This window comes from Brevibacillus choshinensis (genome assembly GCF_001420695.1).
Taxonomy (GTDB): domain Bacteria; phylum Bacillota; class Bacilli; order Brevibacillales; family Brevibacillaceae; genus Brevibacillus; species Brevibacillus choshinensis.
In genome coordinates this window covers 1,998,739-2,018,129 of sequence record NZ_LJJB01000010.1, presented here as the reverse complement: position 1 = coordinate 2,018,129, position 19,391 = coordinate 1,998,739, and the positions used below count along the sequence as shown (strand labels likewise).

The 19,391-nt window shown below is 49.2% G+C and carries 21 protein-coding genes (1 of these 21 running past the window's edge); all 21 read right to left on the bottom strand.

Features of this window, described 5'->3' with window-relative positions; genetic code table 11:
• On the bottom strand, window positions 1–1,005 hold the 5' portion of the coding sequence (lysS, locus tag AN963_RS19725; RefSeq protein WP_055746175.1) for a lysine--tRNA ligase. Its footprint begins 516 nt before the window's first position; only the first 1,005 of its 1,521 coding nucleotides appear in the window; it begins with the start codon at window positions 1,003–1,005; its stop codon lies off the left edge, out of view.
• Between the two features lie 102 nt (window positions 1,006–1,107).
• The gene (gene greA / locus AN963_RS19720) at window positions 1,108–1,584 is read right to left on the bottom strand and encodes a transcription elongation factor GreA (protein WP_055746174.1); all 477 of its coding nucleotides are present in this window, start codon (window positions 1,582–1,584) and stop codon (window positions 1,108–1,110) included.
• A gap of 218 nt (window positions 1,585–1,802) precedes the next feature.
• Window positions 1,803–2,831 (bottom strand): tRNA dihydrouridine synthase DusB, encoded by a 1,029-nt coding sequence (dusB, locus tag AN963_RS19715; protein ID WP_055746173.1) that lies wholly within the window; start codon window positions 2,829–2,831, stop codon window positions 1,803–1,805.
• A 90-nt stretch (window positions 2,832–2,921) separates the two neighbouring features.
• Window positions 2,922–3,131: a helix-turn-helix domain-containing protein gene (locus AN963_RS30425; protein ID WP_083496979.1), complete on the bottom strand. Its 210-nt coding sequence runs from the start codon at window positions 3,129–3,131 to the stop codon at window positions 2,922–2,924.
• Window positions 3,083–3,613: a 2-amino-4-hydroxy-6-hydroxymethyldihydropteridine diphosphokinase gene (gene folK, locus AN963_RS19710; protein WP_055746172.1), complete on the bottom strand. Its 531-nt coding sequence runs from the start codon at window positions 3,611–3,613 to the stop codon at window positions 3,083–3,085. Before folK ends, AN963_RS30425 begins: the two co-directional genes overlap by 49 nt.
• Window positions 3,610–3,981 carry a dihydroneopterin aldolase gene (gene folB, locus AN963_RS19705; RefSeq protein ID WP_055746171.1) on the bottom strand — a complete coding sequence of 124 codons (372 nt, stop codon included), beginning with the start codon at window positions 3,979–3,981 and terminating at the stop codon, window positions 3,610–3,612. Before folB ends, folK begins: the two co-directional genes overlap by 4 nt.
• The gene (gene folP, locus AN963_RS30930) at window positions 3,974–4,816 is read right to left on the bottom strand and encodes a dihydropteroate synthase (RefSeq protein ID WP_055746378.1); all 843 of its coding nucleotides are present in this window, start codon (window positions 4,814–4,816) and stop codon (window positions 3,974–3,976) included. Before folP ends, folB begins: the two co-directional genes overlap by 8 nt.
• A gap of 406 nt (window positions 4,817–5,222) precedes the next feature.
• Window positions 5,223–6,071, bottom strand: a complete 849-nt coding sequence (gene pabC, locus AN963_RS19695; protein WP_055746170.1) for an aminodeoxychorismate lyase — start codon at window positions 6,069–6,071, stop codon at window positions 5,223–5,225.
• Window positions 6,072–6,115: 44 nt separating this feature from the next.
• The gene (tatC, locus tag AN963_RS19690) at window positions 6,116–6,838 is read right to left on the bottom strand and encodes a twin-arginine translocase subunit TatC (protein ID WP_055746169.1); all 723 of its coding nucleotides are present in this window, start codon (window positions 6,836–6,838) and stop codon (window positions 6,116–6,118) included.
• Window positions 6,839–6,915: 77 nt separating this feature from the next.
• Window positions 6,916–7,158: a twin-arginine translocase TatA/TatE family subunit gene (gene tatA / locus AN963_RS19685; RefSeq protein WP_055746168.1), complete on the bottom strand. Its 243-nt coding sequence runs from the start codon at window positions 7,156–7,158 to the stop codon at window positions 6,916–6,918.
• A gap of 20 nt (window positions 7,159–7,178) precedes the next feature.
• Window positions 7,179–8,822 carry a PhoX family protein gene (locus AN963_RS19680; protein WP_055746377.1) on the bottom strand — a complete coding sequence of 548 codons (1,644 nt, stop codon included), beginning with the start codon at window positions 8,820–8,822 and terminating at the stop codon, window positions 7,179–7,181.
• 167 nt (window positions 8,823–8,989) lie between these two features.
• Complete coding sequence (gene tatC / locus AN963_RS19675; RefSeq protein WP_407922558.1) at window positions 8,990–9,724, bottom strand: twin-arginine translocase subunit TatC; 735 nt, start codon at window positions 9,722–9,724, stop codon at window positions 8,990–8,992.
• Between the two features lie 177 nt (window positions 9,725–9,901).
• Window positions 9,902–10,486, bottom strand: a complete 585-nt coding sequence (pabA, locus tag AN963_RS19670) for an aminodeoxychorismate/anthranilate synthase component II (protein WP_055746166.1) — start codon at window positions 10,484–10,486, stop codon at window positions 9,902–9,904.
• Window positions 10,487–10,503: 17 nt separating this feature from the next.
• The gene (locus AN963_RS19665; protein ID WP_055746376.1) at window positions 10,504–11,994 is read right to left on the bottom strand and encodes an anthranilate synthase component I family protein; all 1,491 of its coding nucleotides are present in this window, start codon (window positions 11,992–11,994) and stop codon (window positions 10,504–10,506) included.
• A 124-nt stretch (window positions 11,995–12,118) separates the two neighbouring features.
• Window positions 12,119–13,051 (bottom strand): cysteine synthase A, encoded by a 933-nt coding sequence (gene cysK / locus AN963_RS19660; protein WP_055746165.1) that lies wholly within the window; start codon window positions 13,049–13,051, stop codon window positions 12,119–12,121.
• An 81-nt stretch (window positions 13,052–13,132) separates the two neighbouring features.
• On the bottom strand, window positions 13,133–14,038 hold the full coding sequence (locus tag AN963_RS19655) for a peptidyl-prolyl cis-trans isomerase (RefSeq protein WP_055746164.1): 906 nt from the start codon (window positions 14,036–14,038) through the stop codon (window positions 13,133–13,135).
• A gap of 30 nt (window positions 14,039–14,068) precedes the next feature.
• Complete coding sequence (gene hslO / locus AN963_RS19650) at window positions 14,069–14,941, bottom strand: Hsp33 family molecular chaperone HslO (RefSeq protein ID WP_055746163.1); 873 nt, start codon at window positions 14,939–14,941, stop codon at window positions 14,069–14,071.
• A gap of 166 nt (window positions 14,942–15,107) precedes the next feature.
• Complete coding sequence (locus AN963_RS19645; protein ID WP_055746162.1) at window positions 15,108–16,052, bottom strand: sigma-70 family RNA polymerase sigma factor; 945 nt, start codon at window positions 16,050–16,052, stop codon at window positions 15,108–15,110.
• 262 nt (window positions 16,053–16,314) lie between these two features.
• Window positions 16,315–17,274 (bottom strand): ABC transporter ATP-binding protein, encoded by a 960-nt coding sequence (locus AN963_RS19640; RefSeq protein ID WP_055746161.1) that lies wholly within the window; start codon window positions 17,272–17,274, stop codon window positions 16,315–16,317.
• A 26-nt stretch (window positions 17,275–17,300) separates the two neighbouring features.
• A complete protein-coding gene (locus tag AN963_RS19635) occupies window positions 17,301–18,221 on the bottom strand; it encodes a C40 family peptidase (RefSeq protein ID WP_055746160.1) in 921 nt (306 codons plus the stop codon).
• A 2-nt stretch (window positions 18,222–18,223) separates the two neighbouring features.
• Window positions 18,224–19,318, bottom strand: coding sequence for a dipeptide epimerase (locus AN963_RS19630; RefSeq protein WP_055746159.1), 1,095 nt, complete (start codon window positions 19,316–19,318; stop codon window positions 18,224–18,226).
• Window positions 19,319–19,391: the final 73 nt, after the last annotated feature.

Below are 19,391 nucleotides of genomic sequence, written 5' to 3'. Positions count from 1 at the left end.
GATTAAATCAACCATGTGCACACGACGCCACTGTGGTGTCAGATCAATCTCATTTCCTTGGTATTGAATTTTCATCGTTCCCAATACTTCCTGAGCGATATGCGCAATCAATTCTTCCGTCAGTTTCATGATGTCCTGGTAGTCAGCGTACGCTTCATACAGCTCAATCATGGTGAACTCAGGATTGTGACGGGTCGAAATTCCTTCGTTACGGTAAACGCGGCCAATTTCATAAACTTTCTCCAGGCCGCCTACAATCAGACGTTTCAAATGCAGCTCAATAGCAATCCGCATATACAACTGCATGTCCAAAGCATTGTGGTGCGTAATGAAAGGTCGAGCAGATGCTCCCCCTGCAATTGCGTGCAAAGTAGGTGTCTCAACTTCGAGGTAGCCAAGGTTGTCCAAGTAACGACGCATGGACGTCAGGATACGACTACGAGTAATAAACGTGTCGCGCACTTCCGGATTCACAATCAAATCCACGTAACGCTTGCGATAGCGTGTCTCGATATCTTTCAGACCATGATATTTCTCTGGCAACGGACGCAGAGACTTGGTCAGGTATGTCAGTTCTTTCGCTTTTACACTAAGCTCACCGGTCTTGGTTTTGAAAACAACACCTTTTACACCGATCAAATCACCAATATCACTCAGATCAAATACTTTGTGAAGCTCTTCGCCGACCGTATCTTGGCGCACATAGATTTGAATCTGACCAGAGCGATCCAGCAATTGCGCAAAGCTCGCTTTACCCATCGCACGCTTCGCCATCAAACGCCCTGCAATGATTACCGTGTTTTCTTCTGCTTCCAGGTCTTCTTTGGACTTGTCAGCAAATGCCTTTATGATTTCATCCGCATGATGGGTTTGTTCGAATTTTTTACCGAACGGATCAAAGCCCCATTCGCGTAGCTGATCCATTTTATCGTGGCGCACCTGCAGCAGTTCGTGTAACTGCTCTTCTTGCTCTTGTTCTTGTTGCAAGTCTTGCTCGTTTGACATTTCACTCACTCCTCTAAAAAATACCTGCTTTGACAGATTTGCGCAGGTCGAATAAATAGTGATACGGCGTACCTATTGAAAGGTACGCCATGGGTTTACAGCTTACAGGTTGATATCGAGAATTTCGTATTGAATAGTCCCGGCTGGAACGTTTACATCTACGACAGCGCCTTTTGCTTTACCCAAAAGCGCTTGGCCTACTGGAGACTCATTCGAAATCTTGTTGTTCATCGGATCAGACTCAGCAGAACCTACAATCGTGTAATCCACGACATCGCCGAACTCCAGGTCTTTCAGCTTCACTCTAGAACCGACACTTACTACGCCGGTATCAACATCTTCGTTTGTGATGATGCGAGCATTGCGAAGCATTTTTTCTAGAGTCAGGATGCGGCCCTCAATGAACGCCTGTTCATTTTTCGCTTCTTCGTACTCAGAGTTCTCGCTAATATCACCAAAGCTGATCGCTTCTTTAATCCGTGCAGCTACTTCCTTACGTTTAACCGTTTTCAAATCCTCAAGCTCTTGTTCAAGCTTTGTTAAACCTTCTGGTGTAAGGATGACTTCTTTTTCAGACATGATTCAATTCCCCCGTTTAAAAAAATGATTCCATTCGCACTGGGTAAAGTACAAAGGATTATATGTAGTTGTTCTATACAATATACAGCAGATCATAAATGCATGTGAGGATTCATAGGTAAAGCTGCCAGCGTGAACTGGCAGCTTGGCTCCCAATATTACGGAGTATTATAGGATATGAAGGAACCCTTGTCAATGTTTGGAATGACCGATCAAAACTAGTAGCAAACCGCTTCGTTTTGCGCGGTTTCCAACAGTTCTGCTTCATCGCCTACGTAGTTTTCAACCCAATCGACATACTCCACCAAAATACGACGAAGCTCTTCTTCCGTCTCTACCCCATTGATCAAATTCTTGGTATGAGTAGAGCCTTTCAATCCTTTCAAATACCAGGCGGCATGTTTCCGCATTTCCAGAACACCTACACGCGGGCCCTTCAATGCAATCAATCTCTCCGCATGCAACAGACAAATATCCATCTTTTCACGTACGGACGGTTCAGAAGCCAGTTCTCCGGTAGTCAGATACTGAATGGTTCGGTACAGCATCCATGGATTACCGAGTGCTGCACGACCGATCATCACTCCATCGCAGCCAGTAGTGTCCAGCATACGACGAGCGTCTTCAGGAGTCGCAACATCACCATTCCCAATGACAGGAATCGAGACTGCTTCCTTTACGCGACCAATCCAGCTCCAGTCGGCATGCCCTTTGTACATCTGCACACGCGTGCGACCATGAACGGCGATCGCCTTGCCTCCTGCACGCTCTACAGCCTTGGCATTGTCGATGACATACAAGTGCTCTTCATCCCAGCCCAATCTCATTTTGACGGTTACTGGTTTATCGACTGCATCGACTACGGCCGACACCACTTCGTAGATCTTATTTGGATCGAGCAAGAGACGTGCACCTGCGTCACAGCTCGTGATTTTAGGCACAGGACAGCCCATATTGATGTCGATGATATCTGCATTAGTGTGTTGGTCTACATACTTCGCCGCTTCCACCAATGTTTCCTTGTCTCCGCCAAAAATCTGTAAACTTAGTGGTTTTTCGCGATCGTCCACATACAGCATTTCAATCGTTTTCTTATTGCCGTGTACAATCCCTTTATCACTAACCATTTCGGCGCAAACCAAACCAGTACCAAACTCCTTGGCAATCAAACGAAAGGCAGGGTTACAAACTCCAGCCATCGGCGCCAAGACTACATTATTTTTCAACTCGATATTTCCGATTTTCATCTATTTCGACCTCCTGATTCCCGCATCACTAGCGAGCATCACTTCGTTGTCAGCGGGGTGCTTGGAGAGGAATGACCTATCCAATAGTCATCATTTATTTATAGCACATAATTCATCATAATCGACCTGTAAAGTGCTGGCGATCTTACGCAATACAGGTTCTGTCGGCACCCGAGTACCCCTCTCCAGCGATCCGACAAATGATAATGACACTCCCAGCTTTACCGAAAGGGACTGTTGTGTATACCCCTTTAGTTTTCGAAAGGACCGGATTCGATTTCCCAATTGATTGCTCCCCACTTACGTACCCCCTTGTGATCCTCTGCCAATTGCAATAGAAAATGATCAATCGTCTGGTTGTACACAGGCAAAGCTCCGCCCTCCCAAACATCACGAAGAGGGACCAATACAAAAGCTCGCTCTGCCATCGCTGGATGTGGAATCTTGAGATGCTCATTCTCGATGGTATATTGGCCGTACAACAGCACATCAATATCAATGGTTCGCGGTCCCCAGCGAATGGTTCGGACTCTTCCCAGCTCTTTCTCTACAGACAGAGCCGTTTCTAAAAGCTGGTCCGCAGAAAGCTCTGTCTCGACAGCCACCACCATATTGAGGAACGCTTCCTGATCGACATAACCGACTGGATCGGTTTCGTATACAAATGATACCCGCGAGACGCGAATTCCTGGTTGTTCATGCAATTGTCTGATCGCTTTTCGCAAGGTCTCCTCGCGATTGCCTATGTTGGACCCAAGCGCGAGGTAAGCACAAACTGTCATGATCCAATATCCTCTCTCCGGCGAGTCATTTCAATGGCTACAGATTCGTAATGCCCATTTATCGGCGGATTCGGCTTGGTCACCTTCACCTTGGCCTCGCTGAAAGGGAACTGGGCAAGCAGCCGTTCTGCGATCTGCGCTGTCAGCTTTTCTACCAGGTTGTACCGCTCACCCTCCACTATTTTTTGAACACAGCTAAAAATTTCAGCGTAGTTCACCGTGTCGTTGAGATCGTCACTGGCACCTGCCTTGGACAGATCCAGTGACAGGGCGAGATCAACATAAAATCGCTGCCCCAGCTCGGCTTCTGCTCCAAACACTCCGTGATAGCCGTAAAACGACATGCCGTTGAAATAGATTTTATCCAACAGATATGCCTCCTCTCAGCATCGCGTCCATCATCTTGGCTACGCGCTTCATTTCTTTTACATCATGCACCCGAACGATATGACAGCCCTTGGTCACACCTAGTGCGACGGTCGCAGCCGTTCCTTCCACTCGCTCTTCAACAGGGAGGTCCAGCACATGGCCAATCATTCTCTTTCGCGATGTTGCCAGCAAAACGGGATATCCCAATGCCACCAAATCATCGAGTCTGCGCATCGTTTCGAGATTTTGCTCCAACGATTTGACAAAGCCGATGCCCGGGTCGAGGACAATCTGATCTGGCTCTACACCTGCAGAACGTGCGATATCGACCGATTCTCGCAAATCTCGAACGTAATCGGCAAAGAAATCATGATAATCCGTGTCTTCCCGATTGTGCATCAAAATGATCGGGACTCGATGGCGCGCAGCTACTTCTGCCATCCGCCGGTCCCGTCTAGCTCCCCAAATATCGTTGACGATATGGGCTCCCGCTTGAATCGCCCGATCCGCCACCCCTGGCTTGTACGTATCAATCGACAACGGTACAGACAGCTCCTGCGACAAAATACGAATGACTGGCAGAACCCGATCTAGCTCTTCCGCTTCGCTCACCGGTACTGATCCTGGTCGCGTCGATTCGCCCCCGATGTCGATGATATCCGCGCCCGCTTCAACCATGGCACGCGCTTGGGCCAACGCCTGATCGAGATCGACATATTTCCCCCCGTCCGAAAATGAGTCAGGGGTCACATTCAAAATTCCCATGATCAATGTGCGCTCACCCAAAGGCAGAACATGACGCCCGCAAACCAGTTCACGTCGCTCGCGTAGCAGCTCAGGACCAGCTAAAGCCTCCCGTATCTCTGCCGAAGCCGCACGCAAGCCCGTATTTTTTTCTGCCAAACGCTCCAGTAGCGCTTCCAGCTGTGAGCGAGACGACAGGAGCAGAGCAGTGGACGTGATTGCATCGCCTGGTTGATCAACCAGAATAGCCTCACCGCCTACCGACAGCATGTCCTGACGCAGCAGTCCCGCTTCTTCCTTGGTCAAGTTCTCCAAATGAATTCGCGTGGTACCATCGGACTTCACCAGTCGTTTAATTTCAGAGGAAATGACGCCCCTTTTGGTCAGCTCTGCTGCTAGTTCCTCGCGAGTCGCTGCATGGATCAGAAATGGATTGTACTTCATGAGCTTTGCTCCCTTTTCCGTCGTAACATGTTGAATAGTAGCATACCATAATTTACTCGCCTATCGCTATAGACTCACGGTAGGCGCGGTGTAGTTCCTGCGTGTATTTCCCGTAGTTCGAGGTGACTAGATGCCCGTCGATTTCAAGCACCGGAACGATCTCCTGAACCGAATTCGTCACGAACACTTCATCAGCTTCCCGTAATGCTTCCAGTCGAAACCTGCCTTCTTCTGTCGGTAATCCCATCCGTTTGGCGAGCAAGAGGACATGCTGCCGAGTCACCCCGTCCAAGATGCCTGTCTCTAGCGAGGGAGTATATAACCGATCATGATTTAGCCAAAACAAATTACTGACGATTCCTTCCGCCAAATAGCCGTCATGCGTCAAAAACAAGCCCTCTACGTCAGAAGGTGCTCCGCTCAGCTCTTGCTTGGCCAATGCGTTGTTCAGGTAGTTGTGAGACTTGAAGCGTTGGTGCCCCTCAGCCGTCTGCCGCGGCAGTTCCAGTGTCTGCAAACGCTTCGGATGTGGCGGATCTGCGAGTGGAGCCACAGGCTTGGCAAACACAAAAAGCGAAGGACGTTCATAGCCATCAGCTACGAGCCCTACGCCTTCCGGTCCAGCTGTTACACTCAGTCGCACGTACGCATCTGACAATCCATTGGCGTCAATCGTCTGCAGCACAGCAGCTGCCAACTCCTCAGATGTCCAGGCCGGAGTAATGCGCAATGCCAAAAGCCCGGAGCAGAGCCGGGCGTAATGAGCTTCCCATAAAAACAGGCGACGATCGTAAACGCGTAAGGTCTCAAACAATCCTATCCCGTATAAAAATCCATGGTCCATGACCGATACCGAAGCTTGTTCTGCCGGATAGATGGTTCCATTCACATATACGTGCATGCTCGCTCTCTCCCGATAACATGATCGAGAGCATCATACCATATTTAGGCGGAAAGCGCAGTTTCCCGAGTGCGTTTGCGGTGTATAAGGCGTGATATGCTGATGGAAATTTCGTATAGCACGATCAACGGAACAATCACCATGATATCGGAAAGGAAATCAGGTGGCGTGATGGTAATCGAGATCACGGACAGCACCAGATAAGCTGGCCTGCGCATTTTGGCCAAACGATGCGGATTCAAAATGCCCAGATGGCTCAGAAAGAGTACGACCACTGGCAGCTCAAACAGCAGCCCGAACGGCAGGCAAAGGTTGAGCATGAACGTGAAATAGTCGTTTGCCGTAATGACTAGATCGAAGTTCCCGTTGGACAACCCCAGTACGAAGTGATACATCGTCGGAAACAGGACGAAATAGGCAAAGGAAAGTCCCAGGATAAAAAGCAGGAACAGAGCTGGGATGTACATCAAAGCCACCTTACGCTCCCTCTCCTGTAAGGCCGGAACGACGAATCGCCACGCCTGGTAAGCCGCAATCGGAATCGTGAAGGCAATGCCCCCAATCGCAGACAGTTTTACATAGATCGACAAAATATCTCCAGGACCAAGGATCGCCAGCTTTTCTCCTGAACGGCTCGCCAATAATTGATAAATGTGATCGACAAACAAAAAGCAGATCAACACGCTCAACACGAGCGCCACTGCTACGATCAACAGCCTGCGCCGCAGGTCAGTCAAATGCTCCAGAAACGGCATCTCTCGACTCATGCGAAACCCTCCTCATGCGCGTTCAAAAGGAAAAAGGCAATGCGTTCCATCACGCACCACCTTCCCCTCGAACTGGTTTAGTTGACTCGTTTCAACGTGTCTTCTTGGATCGCAGCTGCAGAAAGATCAGCAGTCGATCCTTTCACAGCCTTGTCCTTGCCTTCTTCGTCATCCTTCGTCAAATCTTTTGCGGCTGTTTTAAATTCAGTCAACGTGCGACCAAAAGCCCGACCGATTTCCGGCAGTTTGCTGGGTCCGAAAATCACCAGCGCAATAATCAAAATCAGAATCAACCCAGGAATCCCGATGGTCGATAGCATATATGCCTACACTCCTTATCCTAGAAACCTGTTACCGCGATCACACTCGGCAATGCAACAGAGCTTCCACCTTTTGGCCAATGGCTGGTCGGCTGATCGTAGCCTTTCAGGTTTTCACCTGGATGCTGTACGGACAGGAACAATGTTTTTTCGTCTGGCGTAAACCAAGGACCTGTCATCTCAGCGCCTACTGGAGCAGAAGCAAACTGAGCGGCTACACCTTTGCTGTTTCCCGTTGTCGGAATATAGAATACACCGTTGTTTCCAAATGTTTTGTAGATACCGCTATTCATAGAAGAGGAAGAAATATCTGTTACAACCCACAGATTTCCTGCACTGTCGAACGCCATGTTATCCGGTGCCGCAAAACCGCTTTGTGGGCCACCCGCAGCAAAGATTTCAAACGTGAATTCTCCACCAGCATGGTTGTTGTCTTTTTCAAACAGTCGGACGATTTGACCGTAGAAGTTACCGTGCTTGTCGTTGTTGGTCAACGAGATGAAGACAGAGCCATCGATAGGGTGTACCTCGAGGTCTTCTGGACGGTCCATTGGTGTTGCTCCAACTGCTTTGGAGGCTTCGCGGCAATTGACCAGTACGTCTGCTTGGGAAGTAAACAGTGGTTTGCCATCGCTGTTTTTCGCTTTTTGCAGTGCCTCGTTTGTTGCGTAATCCATTGCGATCCATTTGCCTTTACCGAAGTTAGCAACGTACAGGGTACCCTCCTCTAGCAGCTTGGAGTTGGATTTGCCCGCTTTTGGATCAAACTTGGCTTTGGAAACGTATTTGTACACGTATTGGTCTTTGGCATCATCGCCCATGTAAACCACCAGTTGGCCTGTTGGAGCCAGCACCATTGCGGTGTTTTCATGAGAGAAGCGACCCAGTGCTGTATGTTTTTTCGGCGTGGATTTCGGATCGAACGGATCTACCTCGATTACCCAGCCGTAGTGTTTGGCATCTGGTAGCTTGCAATCCCCGACTACATCGATGAAGTTTTCCTCACAGGAGAGTACAGTATTCCAGAGGGTAACACCACCGGAGCAGTTGGCAAATGTCCCTGTTACTTCTTTGGAGATCGAAGCTGCAGGACCAGTCAGTGCATGCTTGGTCAAACCACTGACGCGACGACCGTATTTGGAGTTGGAAACCAGCTTCCACTTTCCATTTTCCTTCTTAATTTCAATGACGGAACCGCCAAGCGCGTACAAATATTTTTGGATTTGCTCAGGGGTACGTGTGTTGTTGCTAGGATCTGCATTCAGGTAGTCATAACCAGTCACGTAATGCTCCAGCTCACCCAAATACTCGTGGTTCACCCACAAAAGGCCGTGGTCAGCCTTGCCATCGATCGGCAGATAACAGGTGAAATCATTGTTGAATCCAAAAGTATCTCCTGCCGCGTTGATTTTATCTCCATAAGAAGCAATTACGTCGTATTTGTAACCGTCTGGCAATACGACATCGTCTTGGGTAGTCGGATGAATGGCTTTGAATTTTGGATTGAAATTGTGCTTTTGATTCTCGAGACCGAACAAGTGGTCTGCTGTTTTCCCTGAAAGAGCTCCTCCTGCTGCGAGCGCGGGAATTCCGGTAGCCATTGAAGCCAAAGCCGCTGTTCCTGCTCCAAGATAAGTCAAAAATTGTCGACGATTTACATCCATGTACAATCGCTCCTTTTCGTCATCTTTCTTCATAATTGTACATGCCTTATATCTAGGTCCCGTTAACGCTTTATAAAGTCCCTGTTAAGAATTCCAACCCTTCTGTAAATTTGCACAAAAAAATACCGCCCTGCTTTACAAGGCGGTAATAGAATAGGATACGCGTGCTACACGGCGCTCTTTTCCCATTCTTCGTCTTCTTTTACTTGCTTGCGGTAAACGATACGTGACAGCCAAATGCTCAACTCGTACAAAAGGAGTAGCGGAATGGTCACCAGAATTTCCGTAACAATCTCCGGTGGGGTCAAGATAAACGTCACAACCGTTATGCCGAAATACGCAAACCGACGGATCTTGGCCAGCCGCATAGGATTTAAAATTCGCAATCTGGTAAGGAACACCACGAGTATCGGTAATTCGAACAACACACCAATCGGGATCACCATATCAAACAGGAAATCAAAGTACTCGCCAATCCCGTAATTAGGGGTAGCCCCGATCGTTGTCGACATTTGAGTCAAAAACTTCATCATCATAGAAAATACGACATAATAACCGAACAAAATACCAGCCACAAACAAGAAAAAGGCAGCTGGAATGAAGTACATGGTCAAGCGTCTCTCGCGATTGCTCAGTCCGTTTGAAACAAATCGCCACGTGTGGTACAAAGCTACCGGAAGAGAAAGAACCACACCGATCAGCACGGCAAACTGCATGTATACGCTCAGTGCGTCAGAGGGGCGACGGGAAATAATCGGTACACCATCAGCCATTGGCTGTTCTTTCAAATATTCAATAACAGGACCTGCGAAAAAGAGTCCTGCGAGTACTGCGATAACGAATACAGCCAACACCCAGACCAATCGCTTGCGCAATTCTGTCAAGTGCCTAACCACCGTCATCTCGCGTTGGTCTGCCAAAACGCTTCCCCCCTTCCTCCCTTCATTGTACACAGCTAACCACATGCTGTAGAGGGTAAGGCTGGAAACGACGTAATTCCGTCACAAAAGCGAGTTCCTACACGAAACGTAAAAATGCCGCCCGTTATCAAGGCGGCATTCTCTCTATTCACTCTATCGTTAACCTGTCGTATGACGCGCATATGCGTTCAGGAAGTTTTTCAGGAGCTGCTTCCCATGCTGGGTAATGATCGACTCCGGATGGAACTGCACCCCTTCGATGGGATACTCCCGGTGACGGATCGCCATGATTTCACCTTCAGCCGTACGTGCCGTTATTTCCAGCTCACTCGGAATCGAGGACTCCTCCACGATCAGCGAGTGATAGCGTGCAGCGGTAAACGGCGACGGAATGTCTTGAAAAATGGTTTTCCCATCATGCAAAACTTCGGACGTTTTTCCGTGCATCAATCGCTCAGCACGGATGACCTTGCCTCCAAACACTTGCCCGATGGACTGATGACCGAGGCAGACCCCCATGATCGGGATCTTTCCGGCAAAATGGCGAATGACATCCATGCTAATCCCCGCTTCATTCGGCGTGCACGGGCCAGGTGAAATCATCAGATAGTCCGGGGACAGTCTTTCGATTTCTTCCAGCGTAATCTTGTCATTGCGGTAAACCTGCAGCTCTTCACCCAGCTCCCCCACATACTGCACCAAATTGTAGGTAAAAGAATCGTAATTATCAATCATCAAAATCATGATACGCTCATCTCCTCTCAACTCATCGTTCTCTGCTCGCTCAACTCAAGCGCCTTCCACAACGCTTCTGCCTTTTTCAGTGACTCCGCATACTCTGCCTCTGGCACGGAATCGATGACGATCCCCGCTCCCGCTTGAACGTGAGCCATGCCATCCTTGACCACCATCGTACGGATGGCAATATTGACCTCGACTTCTCCATTGAAACCGAACCAACCAATGGAACCTGTGTACATGCCTCGTTTGACGGGCTCCAGCTCCTCGATGATTTCCATCGTTCGGACCTTGGGTGCTCCCGTGATCGTGCCTCCCGGAAAAGCAGCCGCTACAGCATCAAACGCATCCTTGTCTGCTGCCAGCTCGCCTTTGACATGGGAGACGATGTGCATGACGTGGGAATACTTCTCCACCACCATGAACTCGCTCACTTCCACACTGCCAAAACGGCATACACGTCCAAGATCATTCCGTTCCAAATCGACCAGCATGACGTGCTCGGCGCGTTCCTTTTCGTTGTCAATCAGTTCGCGTGCCAACGCTTCATCCTGCTCATCGGTCTGTCCCCGTGGGCGAGTCCCTGCAATCGGACGAGTATGCACTTCGCAGCCCTTCACCTTTACCAACAGCTCCGGCGAAGCACTGACCAGCTGAAACTCAGGAAAGCTGAGGTATCCCATGTACGGCGATGGATTCAGCTTACGCAGGACCTCGTATACGTCAGGAGCTGTCACTTTCATCGGTTTGCTCTGCCGAACAGACAGATTGACCTGAAAAACATCTCCTTGGGCAATATACTCTTGAATCCGGCGAACGGCATCCTCGAAATGGTCTTTGCCGAATGATACGGAAGCCGGTGTCTGTTGCGCCAACGGTCTCTTTCGCAAAGCGTCCCAATCGACGTCATCTTCGGCCATGATTAAACCTTCCAGCGCATTCGCACGTTGCACAAGCGTTTCTGCAGCCTTTTGATAGGTCTCTTCATTCAAGTGGTTCGAAGCCAAATGGGTCACAAAGATCATTTCACGTGTCATATGATCAAAGACAAGAAGGTCTTGCATTATCATAACATACAGGTCCGGCAACTGTAAGTCGTCAGTCGCGATCTGAGGCAGGCTTGGCTCAAAAAAACGATTCATATCGTAGCTCATATAACCTACCGCCCCACCGGAAAAGTCTGGCATGTCTGGAATGACAGGTGTCTGGTAGGCACCCAGCAGCTCACGCAAGGCAGCTAATGGATCGCTAGCTGCATTCTCGATGTGACCATCTGGATAGGAGATGATCGTTTCTCCCTGTTTACTGCGCAAGGTCGCAATCGGTTCATAGGCAAGAAAAGTGTAACGACCCGCTCGTCCACTCTCTAATAGCACTGCATCTTGCAAGGATGGATGGAGGCTCGTCAGCACCTGCCAAGGATCGAGCTGCGCTGGCCACGGTCTGCGAGTCGTAATTGGCACGAATGGGTAAATGTTTGCATAAGCCTGGCACTCTGTATACGTTGGGAACAACAATCCTATTCACACTCCGGTCTCCAGGATGTTTTATCCGTTCATTATATAGTTGATTGATACAAAAAGAAAAGACCACGCGGCCAAATCTGACCCTGCGTGGTCCTGGTAAATGCAGTATCTCTTAGTCTTCGAATTGATACAGCGGAGTCGACAGGTAGCGCTCACCGTTCGAAGGAATGATGACGATCACTTTTTTCCCTTTGCCCAGCTCAGTTGCTACCTTCAGGGCAGCGTGAATAGCAGCTCCAGAAGAGATACCCCCGAGGATTCCTTCTTGACGAGCTACGCGACGCGCGGTTTCAAACGCATCTTCGTTTTCGACCTTAATGATCTCATCATAGATTTGGGTATCCAGGATTTCTGGAACAAAGCCCGCACCGATCCCCTGGATTTTATGAGGACCTGGTTTGCCACCGGAAAGAACAGGAGAAGCTGCTGGCTCGACTGCTACAATTTTCACGCTCGGGTAGCTTTCACGTAGCACTTGACCGACACCCGTGATCGTACCACCAGTACCAACGCCAGAAATAAACGCATCTACACCGCCGATTTCCTTTGCTTGCTCCAGCAATTCACGCGCAGTCGTATCGCGGTGAATAGCAGGGTTCGCTTCATTTTTAAATTGTTGAGGGATAAAGTACGAGTCATTTTCTTTTGCGAGCTCTTCCGCTTTGCGAATAGCTCCTCCCATTCCTTCACTACCAGGAGTCAGTACAAGCTCAGCCCCATACGCACGCAGCAGGTTGCGACGCTCGATACTCATTGTCTCTGGCATGACCAGAATCGCCCGATATCCTTTTGCAGCAGCGACCATCGCCAAGCCAATCCCTGTATTTCCGCTCGTAGGCTCAATGATAGTGTCGCCCGGTTTTAGACTGCCATCTGCTTCAGCCGCTTCGATCATGGCCAATGCAATCCGGTCTTTTACACTGCTACCTGGGTTGAAAAATTCCAACTTCAAGTAAATGTCTGCAATTTCTTCGCTAACCACGCGATTGAGCTTTACCAACGGTGTCGATCCAATCAATTCCGTAATCGAATTTGCCACGCGCATAGGTCCTGCCTCCTTATTTATTATAGCCGAGTAAAATGCTGGGTTTTATTGGTGTAATTATATCAACCGTTGCCTATTTGGTCAATGCTGCATTTGCCCAGAAATCTGGACTCCTACTGCGTTGCGCAGCCGTTCCATCACATCATCGAGAGACTCTACTTGAGCAAAAGCAAGCTCTCTTCGTATCTCTTCCTTGACCTGATCAAACGTCTGTTGTTGCGCTTCCCTGCGTTCTGCAATGCGATAGATAGCATAGTTATTCTCATCTAGCATGACTGGGTCACTGGTTTTCTTGGTGCTCAGATCAGCCACAATGTCCTTGGATGCGTCCGGTATTCGGGTATCGCCTAGCGAAATCCATCCCATATCTCCGCCATTGGCTGCTGTCAGAGAATCGATCGACCTTTCTTTTGCTAACGCCTGGAAGTTAGCGCCTTGTTTTAGTTCGGAGATGACCTGACCCGCCTCTTCCTGTGAAGCGACTACAATCTGCCAGAGTCTCACCTGCATCGGCCTGGCATAGCGCTCCGGATGGTTGTTGTAGAAAGCGAGTAATTCTTCGTCCTTGATTACGATGTCCTTGGTGGCCAGAGCCTGAAGCAGTAGTTGGTATGTAATTTCCTGTCGCAAAGACTCTTCTGTTATCCCCGCCTGCTTGATTAATGCCTGCTGGAATTCGCTATCCGTTTCACTTCCATAGCTTTGTCGGATTTGAGCGATCTCCTGATCCAGTTGTTTTTGGTCCACCGTGATCCCCTGCTGTTTGGCTGCTTGGAATACCACTTCCCGATTGACCATGTCTTGCAGGACTTGTGTTCCGAATTTTTGCTTGAGTGCAGTCACATACTCAGCCTCGCTAATGGTTGTTCCCCCGACGACCGCGGCCGACTGCAGCTTGCTTGACGATTGGTACCACGCCCACGTCACAACAAGCAGCAGCAGGACCAGCGCTCCGATGAATGCCCACAACCCCTTTGTGTTGGTCATGCCATCCTCTCCCCAACTCAATCGCCGCGCTTACATGTCTTTCATGAGGTCCTCTAGCGCGGACTTGTCATAATGATAACGTTCATTACAGAAATGGCAGTGGACTTCTGCCTCTCCCTGCTCATCGATCATGCTCTGTATTTCCTCATGTCCGAGGCTGATCAGTGCTTGAATGACTTTGTCCGAAGAGCATTTGCAGGTGAAGTTGATTTCTGTACGGCTAAGGAACTTTGGCTCATCCAAAACTTTTGCCAAGATCTCTTCTGGTGACAGCCCTTCTCCGATCATCCGTGACACTTGCGGAAGCCCACTCAGGCGCTCCTCCATTTTGGCCACCACTTCTTCCGGTGTATTCGGCAAAAGCTGGATAATAAATCCACCCGCAGCCAGCACCGAGCGATCCTCAGGATTGACCAGAACGCCTACCCCTACTGCTGATGGCGTCTGCTCAGACGTCACGAAATAGTAGGTAAAGTCCTCCCCAATCTCTCCTGACACGATGGGCGAGCTACCTTGATACGGCTCCTTCAGTCCGAGATCCTTTGTCACATAAACAAAGCCATCCGTCCCTACCGCGCGTCGCACATCTAGCTTGCCTTTCTCATTGAGATCAAAATGAACGTGCGGGTTGGTTACGTAAGCGACACCTTCTCCGTGAGCGTTGGCTTCCGCAATGATCTGGCCGATCGGTCCTCCCCCTTTTACTTTGACATAGAGGCTCTCGTCTCCTTTTAACATCGCGCCCATCATCAAGCTGACTGTCAGCGTACGTCCAGCAGCTGCTGTCGCGGTATTCCACATGTCGTGGCGTCTGCGCACTTCTTCTACAATCGTGGTGGTCCGTGCGGCAAAAGCACGTACGTGTCCATTAAATCCGGTTGCTCTTATTAAATAATCGCTCATGAAGGCGATCCTCCTTTTCACAGTGAACAAAATCAAAATCTAAAAAGACTTATCTATACAGTTTACCACAAGAAAGAGAGACTACGCCCCTTCCCCAGTGCACCCTAACACTTTTCAGTATGCACGAAAAACCCCCTCGTCATGGAGGGGGTCATTCGGATCTATTTTACGTTAAATAATCTTTTAAAACGCGAGATGCCTTTTGTGTGCGCAGCCGATCGATCGTGGTAGCTTCAATCTGGCGTATGCGCTCGCGGGTTAAACCGAACATTTTGCCAACTTCCTCTAAGGTATACACCTGATCGTCGTAAAGGCCGTACCTCATGGAAATGATCTCTTGTGCACGAGGGCTAAGTCTTTCGAGAGCGGCACGCATTTGGGAGCGCAAATCCACCTTCTCAATCCAGTCATCGAGGGATGACTCCCCATCGACCATGACTTCAGCGTAGCTCAGACATTCGTCTTCGTGTCCCGTCAGCCAATTTTCGCTGTCCAGCTCGGCATCCAGGGACTCCATCTTCATCATCAAAGCGAGCTCAATGGCATCTACTTTTTCCAGTGGGATATCCAACAATCCGGCAATTTCGAGTCGATCTGGCGTACGGTTCAGAGCGTGTACCAAATGCAGCACTTGCTTTTGATACTGGCGAATCTGTTCATGCATGTGAACGGGAATACGAATCAACGTTCCTTTGTCATTGATCGCACGTGTAATCGCCTGCGAAATCCACCAGTGTGAATAATGGTAGAGGCGAACACCGCGATTTACATCAAACTTATCAATAGCGGTAAACAAACCAATAGTTCCTTCTTGGATCAAATCTAGAAATGGCATGCCGCGTTTCAAATGTCGCAACGCTGTGCTTACGACGTAACGCAGGTACGCCCGCACCAGGGTTTCCCGGGCCTCCAGATCGGCATTTTGTTGGTAGCGAACCAAACAGTCCATTTCTTCTTCTTTGTCCAACATGGGTGTTGCAGCGACGCTTTCCAAAAACAACAGGGCAGACGTGTCTGATCGGAGCGACCGGGGCACAGTAATACCTAGCTGTGTCTCGACTTCCCGCCAACGACGGGGGGTCGATTGGAATGAGGATGTACTCAGAGCCATATGCAACCCTCACTTCTCTGGAATGGAAATTCACGATGAAGTTTGGCCTAGTTGTTACCAGATGTTTATAGTATCGGTATTTCGACAAAAGTCGTCCAATTCCTGCGTGTTTACAGAATATTAACAGCACTTTACATAAAAGTTCAGTGGAAACGCTTCCATAAAAAGGAGAGTTTTGCTGGCTCTCCTAACCAAAAAACCATCCCCCGAGTGAAAGGATGGTTTCGCAAAAAATGTCGAATGATGTGAAAAAATCAGTCGATTATTGATACAGGTGACAGGCGACAAAATGGCCCGTTTCGACTTCCTGCCAAGCTGGTTTCTGTTGGGCACATACTTCTTTTGCCACCGGACAGCGGGTACGGAACACACACCCGCTCGGAGGATTAATCGGACTCGGCACGTCGCCCTCAATGATTTTGCGTTCTCGGCTCTTTTCAAGATCAGGATCGGGGACGGGAATGGCCGACAGCAAGGCTTGGGTATACGGATGTTTGGGAGCCTCATACAGCTTTTCGCTCTCCGTCATCTCAACCATATTCCCTAAGTACATCACTCCGATGCGGTCACTGATATGTTTTACCATCGCCAGGTCATGTGCGATAAACAAATAGGTAAGATTTTGCTCCCGCTGCAGATTTTTCATCAGATTGACGACTTGTGCCTGTACGGACACATCGAGTGCAGAAATCGGCTCATCCGCAATCACAAACCGTGGATTCACAGCAAGCGCGCGGGCAATCCCGATACGCTGACGCTGACCGCCACTGAATTCGTGGGGGAAGCGGTTCGCGTGCTCTTTTTGTAGACCTACCATCTCCAGCAACTCAATGACGCGTTGCATTCTCTCTTTTCCTTTATACAGCCCGTTCAATTGCAGACCTTCCGAGATAATCTCGGCAATGTTCATCCGTGGGTTCAAGGATGCATACGGGTCTTGGAAAATCATCTGCATGTTGTGAGTCAGCTTTCTGCGTTCACTAGAAGACGCTTGATGCACGTTCTGTCCGTCGAAGATGACTTCCCCAGATGTCGGGTTATACAAGCCAATGATTGTGCGCCCTGTCGTCGATTTTCCGCAGCCAGACTCGCCTACCAGCCCGAAAGTCTCTCCCTCATAAATATCAAAGGAGACGTTGTCAGCAGCTTTCAGCGATAGCCCTTTTCCCATCGTGAAGGTCTTCGTTAGGTTCTTTACCTGGACCAGCTTCTTTTTTTGCATCTGGCCACTCCTCCCCCGTTATCCGTTTACCAGTATCTTCTCGAGATGCAATGCTCTTTGATCAGCCTGTAGGTTTCATCGAGCTTGACGATTTCAATCGTACCTCGTGTATCAGGCGAATGAATCATGTGCTGATCGCCCATGTAAATGCCCACGTGATGGACTCTGCCTTTCCCTTCCTCAAAAGCAAAGAAAAGAAGGTCTCCTGGGAGCAAATCATCCTTTTCCACGAGCTGTCCAGATCTCGCTTGGTCCGATGCGTCGCGAGGAATCTGAATGCCAACGGAGCGATGCATATTGTAGGCAAAGCCAGAGCAGTCGTATCCATAGGAAGACATGCCGCCCCACAGGTATGGCAGGGAGAGGAATTGCTTCCCGTTTTCGACGATGGCTTCACCGCGGTTGCCTGCCAGCTCGATCAGCTTGTTTGCCTCAATGATTGTTACATCCTCTTTGCGCAACAGACCTTCACCGAACGGAGTAGATACGATCACGCCATCTTCGGTTTCCGAAAGGAGTGGCAAACGGGTCAAATACGCCAGTTCGATCCCTTTTTGCTTGTCTGTCGTGTACAAGTGGGTCATCGCCGCCGTAACCAGCGCCAGCTTTTGCCCCTCTTTTACTTCGAATGATTCTGACCAAGGCGCCAGCTGATTGGACGGAATCCAGCCCGGGTATCCGATCTCATTTTTATTGCAGGCTTGATCCGGAATGAGGACTTTGGACCATTCCCCTTGCTCTTCCTCTACCTCTACCCGCGTGCCAAATAACGCTTGGGTCTGAATCATGTTGTTGTCGTAAAAGCCTAGCTTATCCTCGATGGTAAGAGAAGTAAGCCATCCGCGAGCATCGACAGGAACCGTCAGTGCCGCTTGATCAAGGTCACGTGGAGATTCCGGCTTCGTCCATACCGTCGCTACCGAAACGGCTACAATTGAAGACTTCACGATTATTCTCCCCCTTCCCACAGACTGACAGCGCGAATGCCCAATCCTGGTGCATCCGGCATCGTCATGACTCTGCCCTCATATGTCACACCACCATCAATGCCATCGTGCAGGAGCATGAGTGGAGCATCAAAGTCGAACCGCGTAATATTTTTCTTGCTGGCTGCAAATTGAGCCGCTGCCGAGACGGACAGACGAGATTCGATCATGCTGCCAACCATGCATGGAATACCGTGTTCTTCTGCCATTTGGTTGATCAACTGTGCTTTGAAAATTCCGCCTGCCTTCATCAGCTTGATATTGATAAGATCGGCAGCGCGGTCACGCAGAACCTGCAAGGCTTGTGTAGGTGAGAATACGCTCTCGTCAGCCATGATCGGTGTATCTACCGAATCGGTTACTACTTTCAAGCCTTCCAGATCATGAGCTTTCACCGGTTGCTCGATCAGCTCGATGTCGAGGCCCATATCTTCCATTTTGCGAATCGAACGAACAGCTTCTTTGACATTCCATCCCTGGTTGGCATCAAGACGAATCTTCACTTGATTACCTACTGCCTTACGAATTTCCTGGATGCGCAAAATGTCATCCTCGATGTTATCCTTGCCTACCTTGATTTTCAGGACGTTAAAGCCATCCTTCAAATAAGCTGCCGCGTCTTCTCCCATCTCTTTTGGCGAATTTACGCTTACGGTATAGTCCGTTTCCAGCTGATTACGATATCCGCCGAGGAACTGATACAGAGGCATTCCAGCACGCTGTGAAATCAAATCGTACAGGGCAATGTCCACTGCCGCTTTTGCACTGCTGTTACCCACCATGGAATGATGCAGCGTGTGAAAGACTTGCTCATAGGAATTCAGGTTTAGACCGATCAACTGCGGCTTCATGGTATTTAAAATGGCGGATTCGATGCTTGCGATGCTGTCTCCCGTAATGACGACGGTCGCCGCTGCTTCTCCCCAGCCTACCATGCCATTGTCACACGTGATTTTGACCAGAATGGATTCCAGACTTTCGACTGTGCGCAACGCAGTTTTAAATGGCTTTTTCAACGGAACAGAAATTCTTTTTACTTCGATGGCTTGAATAATCATGTTTTCCTCCATCTTCTCATAGTGCTAGTTCTTGTTGTTTTCTCTAATTTGTTTGACTAAATCATAATTTATT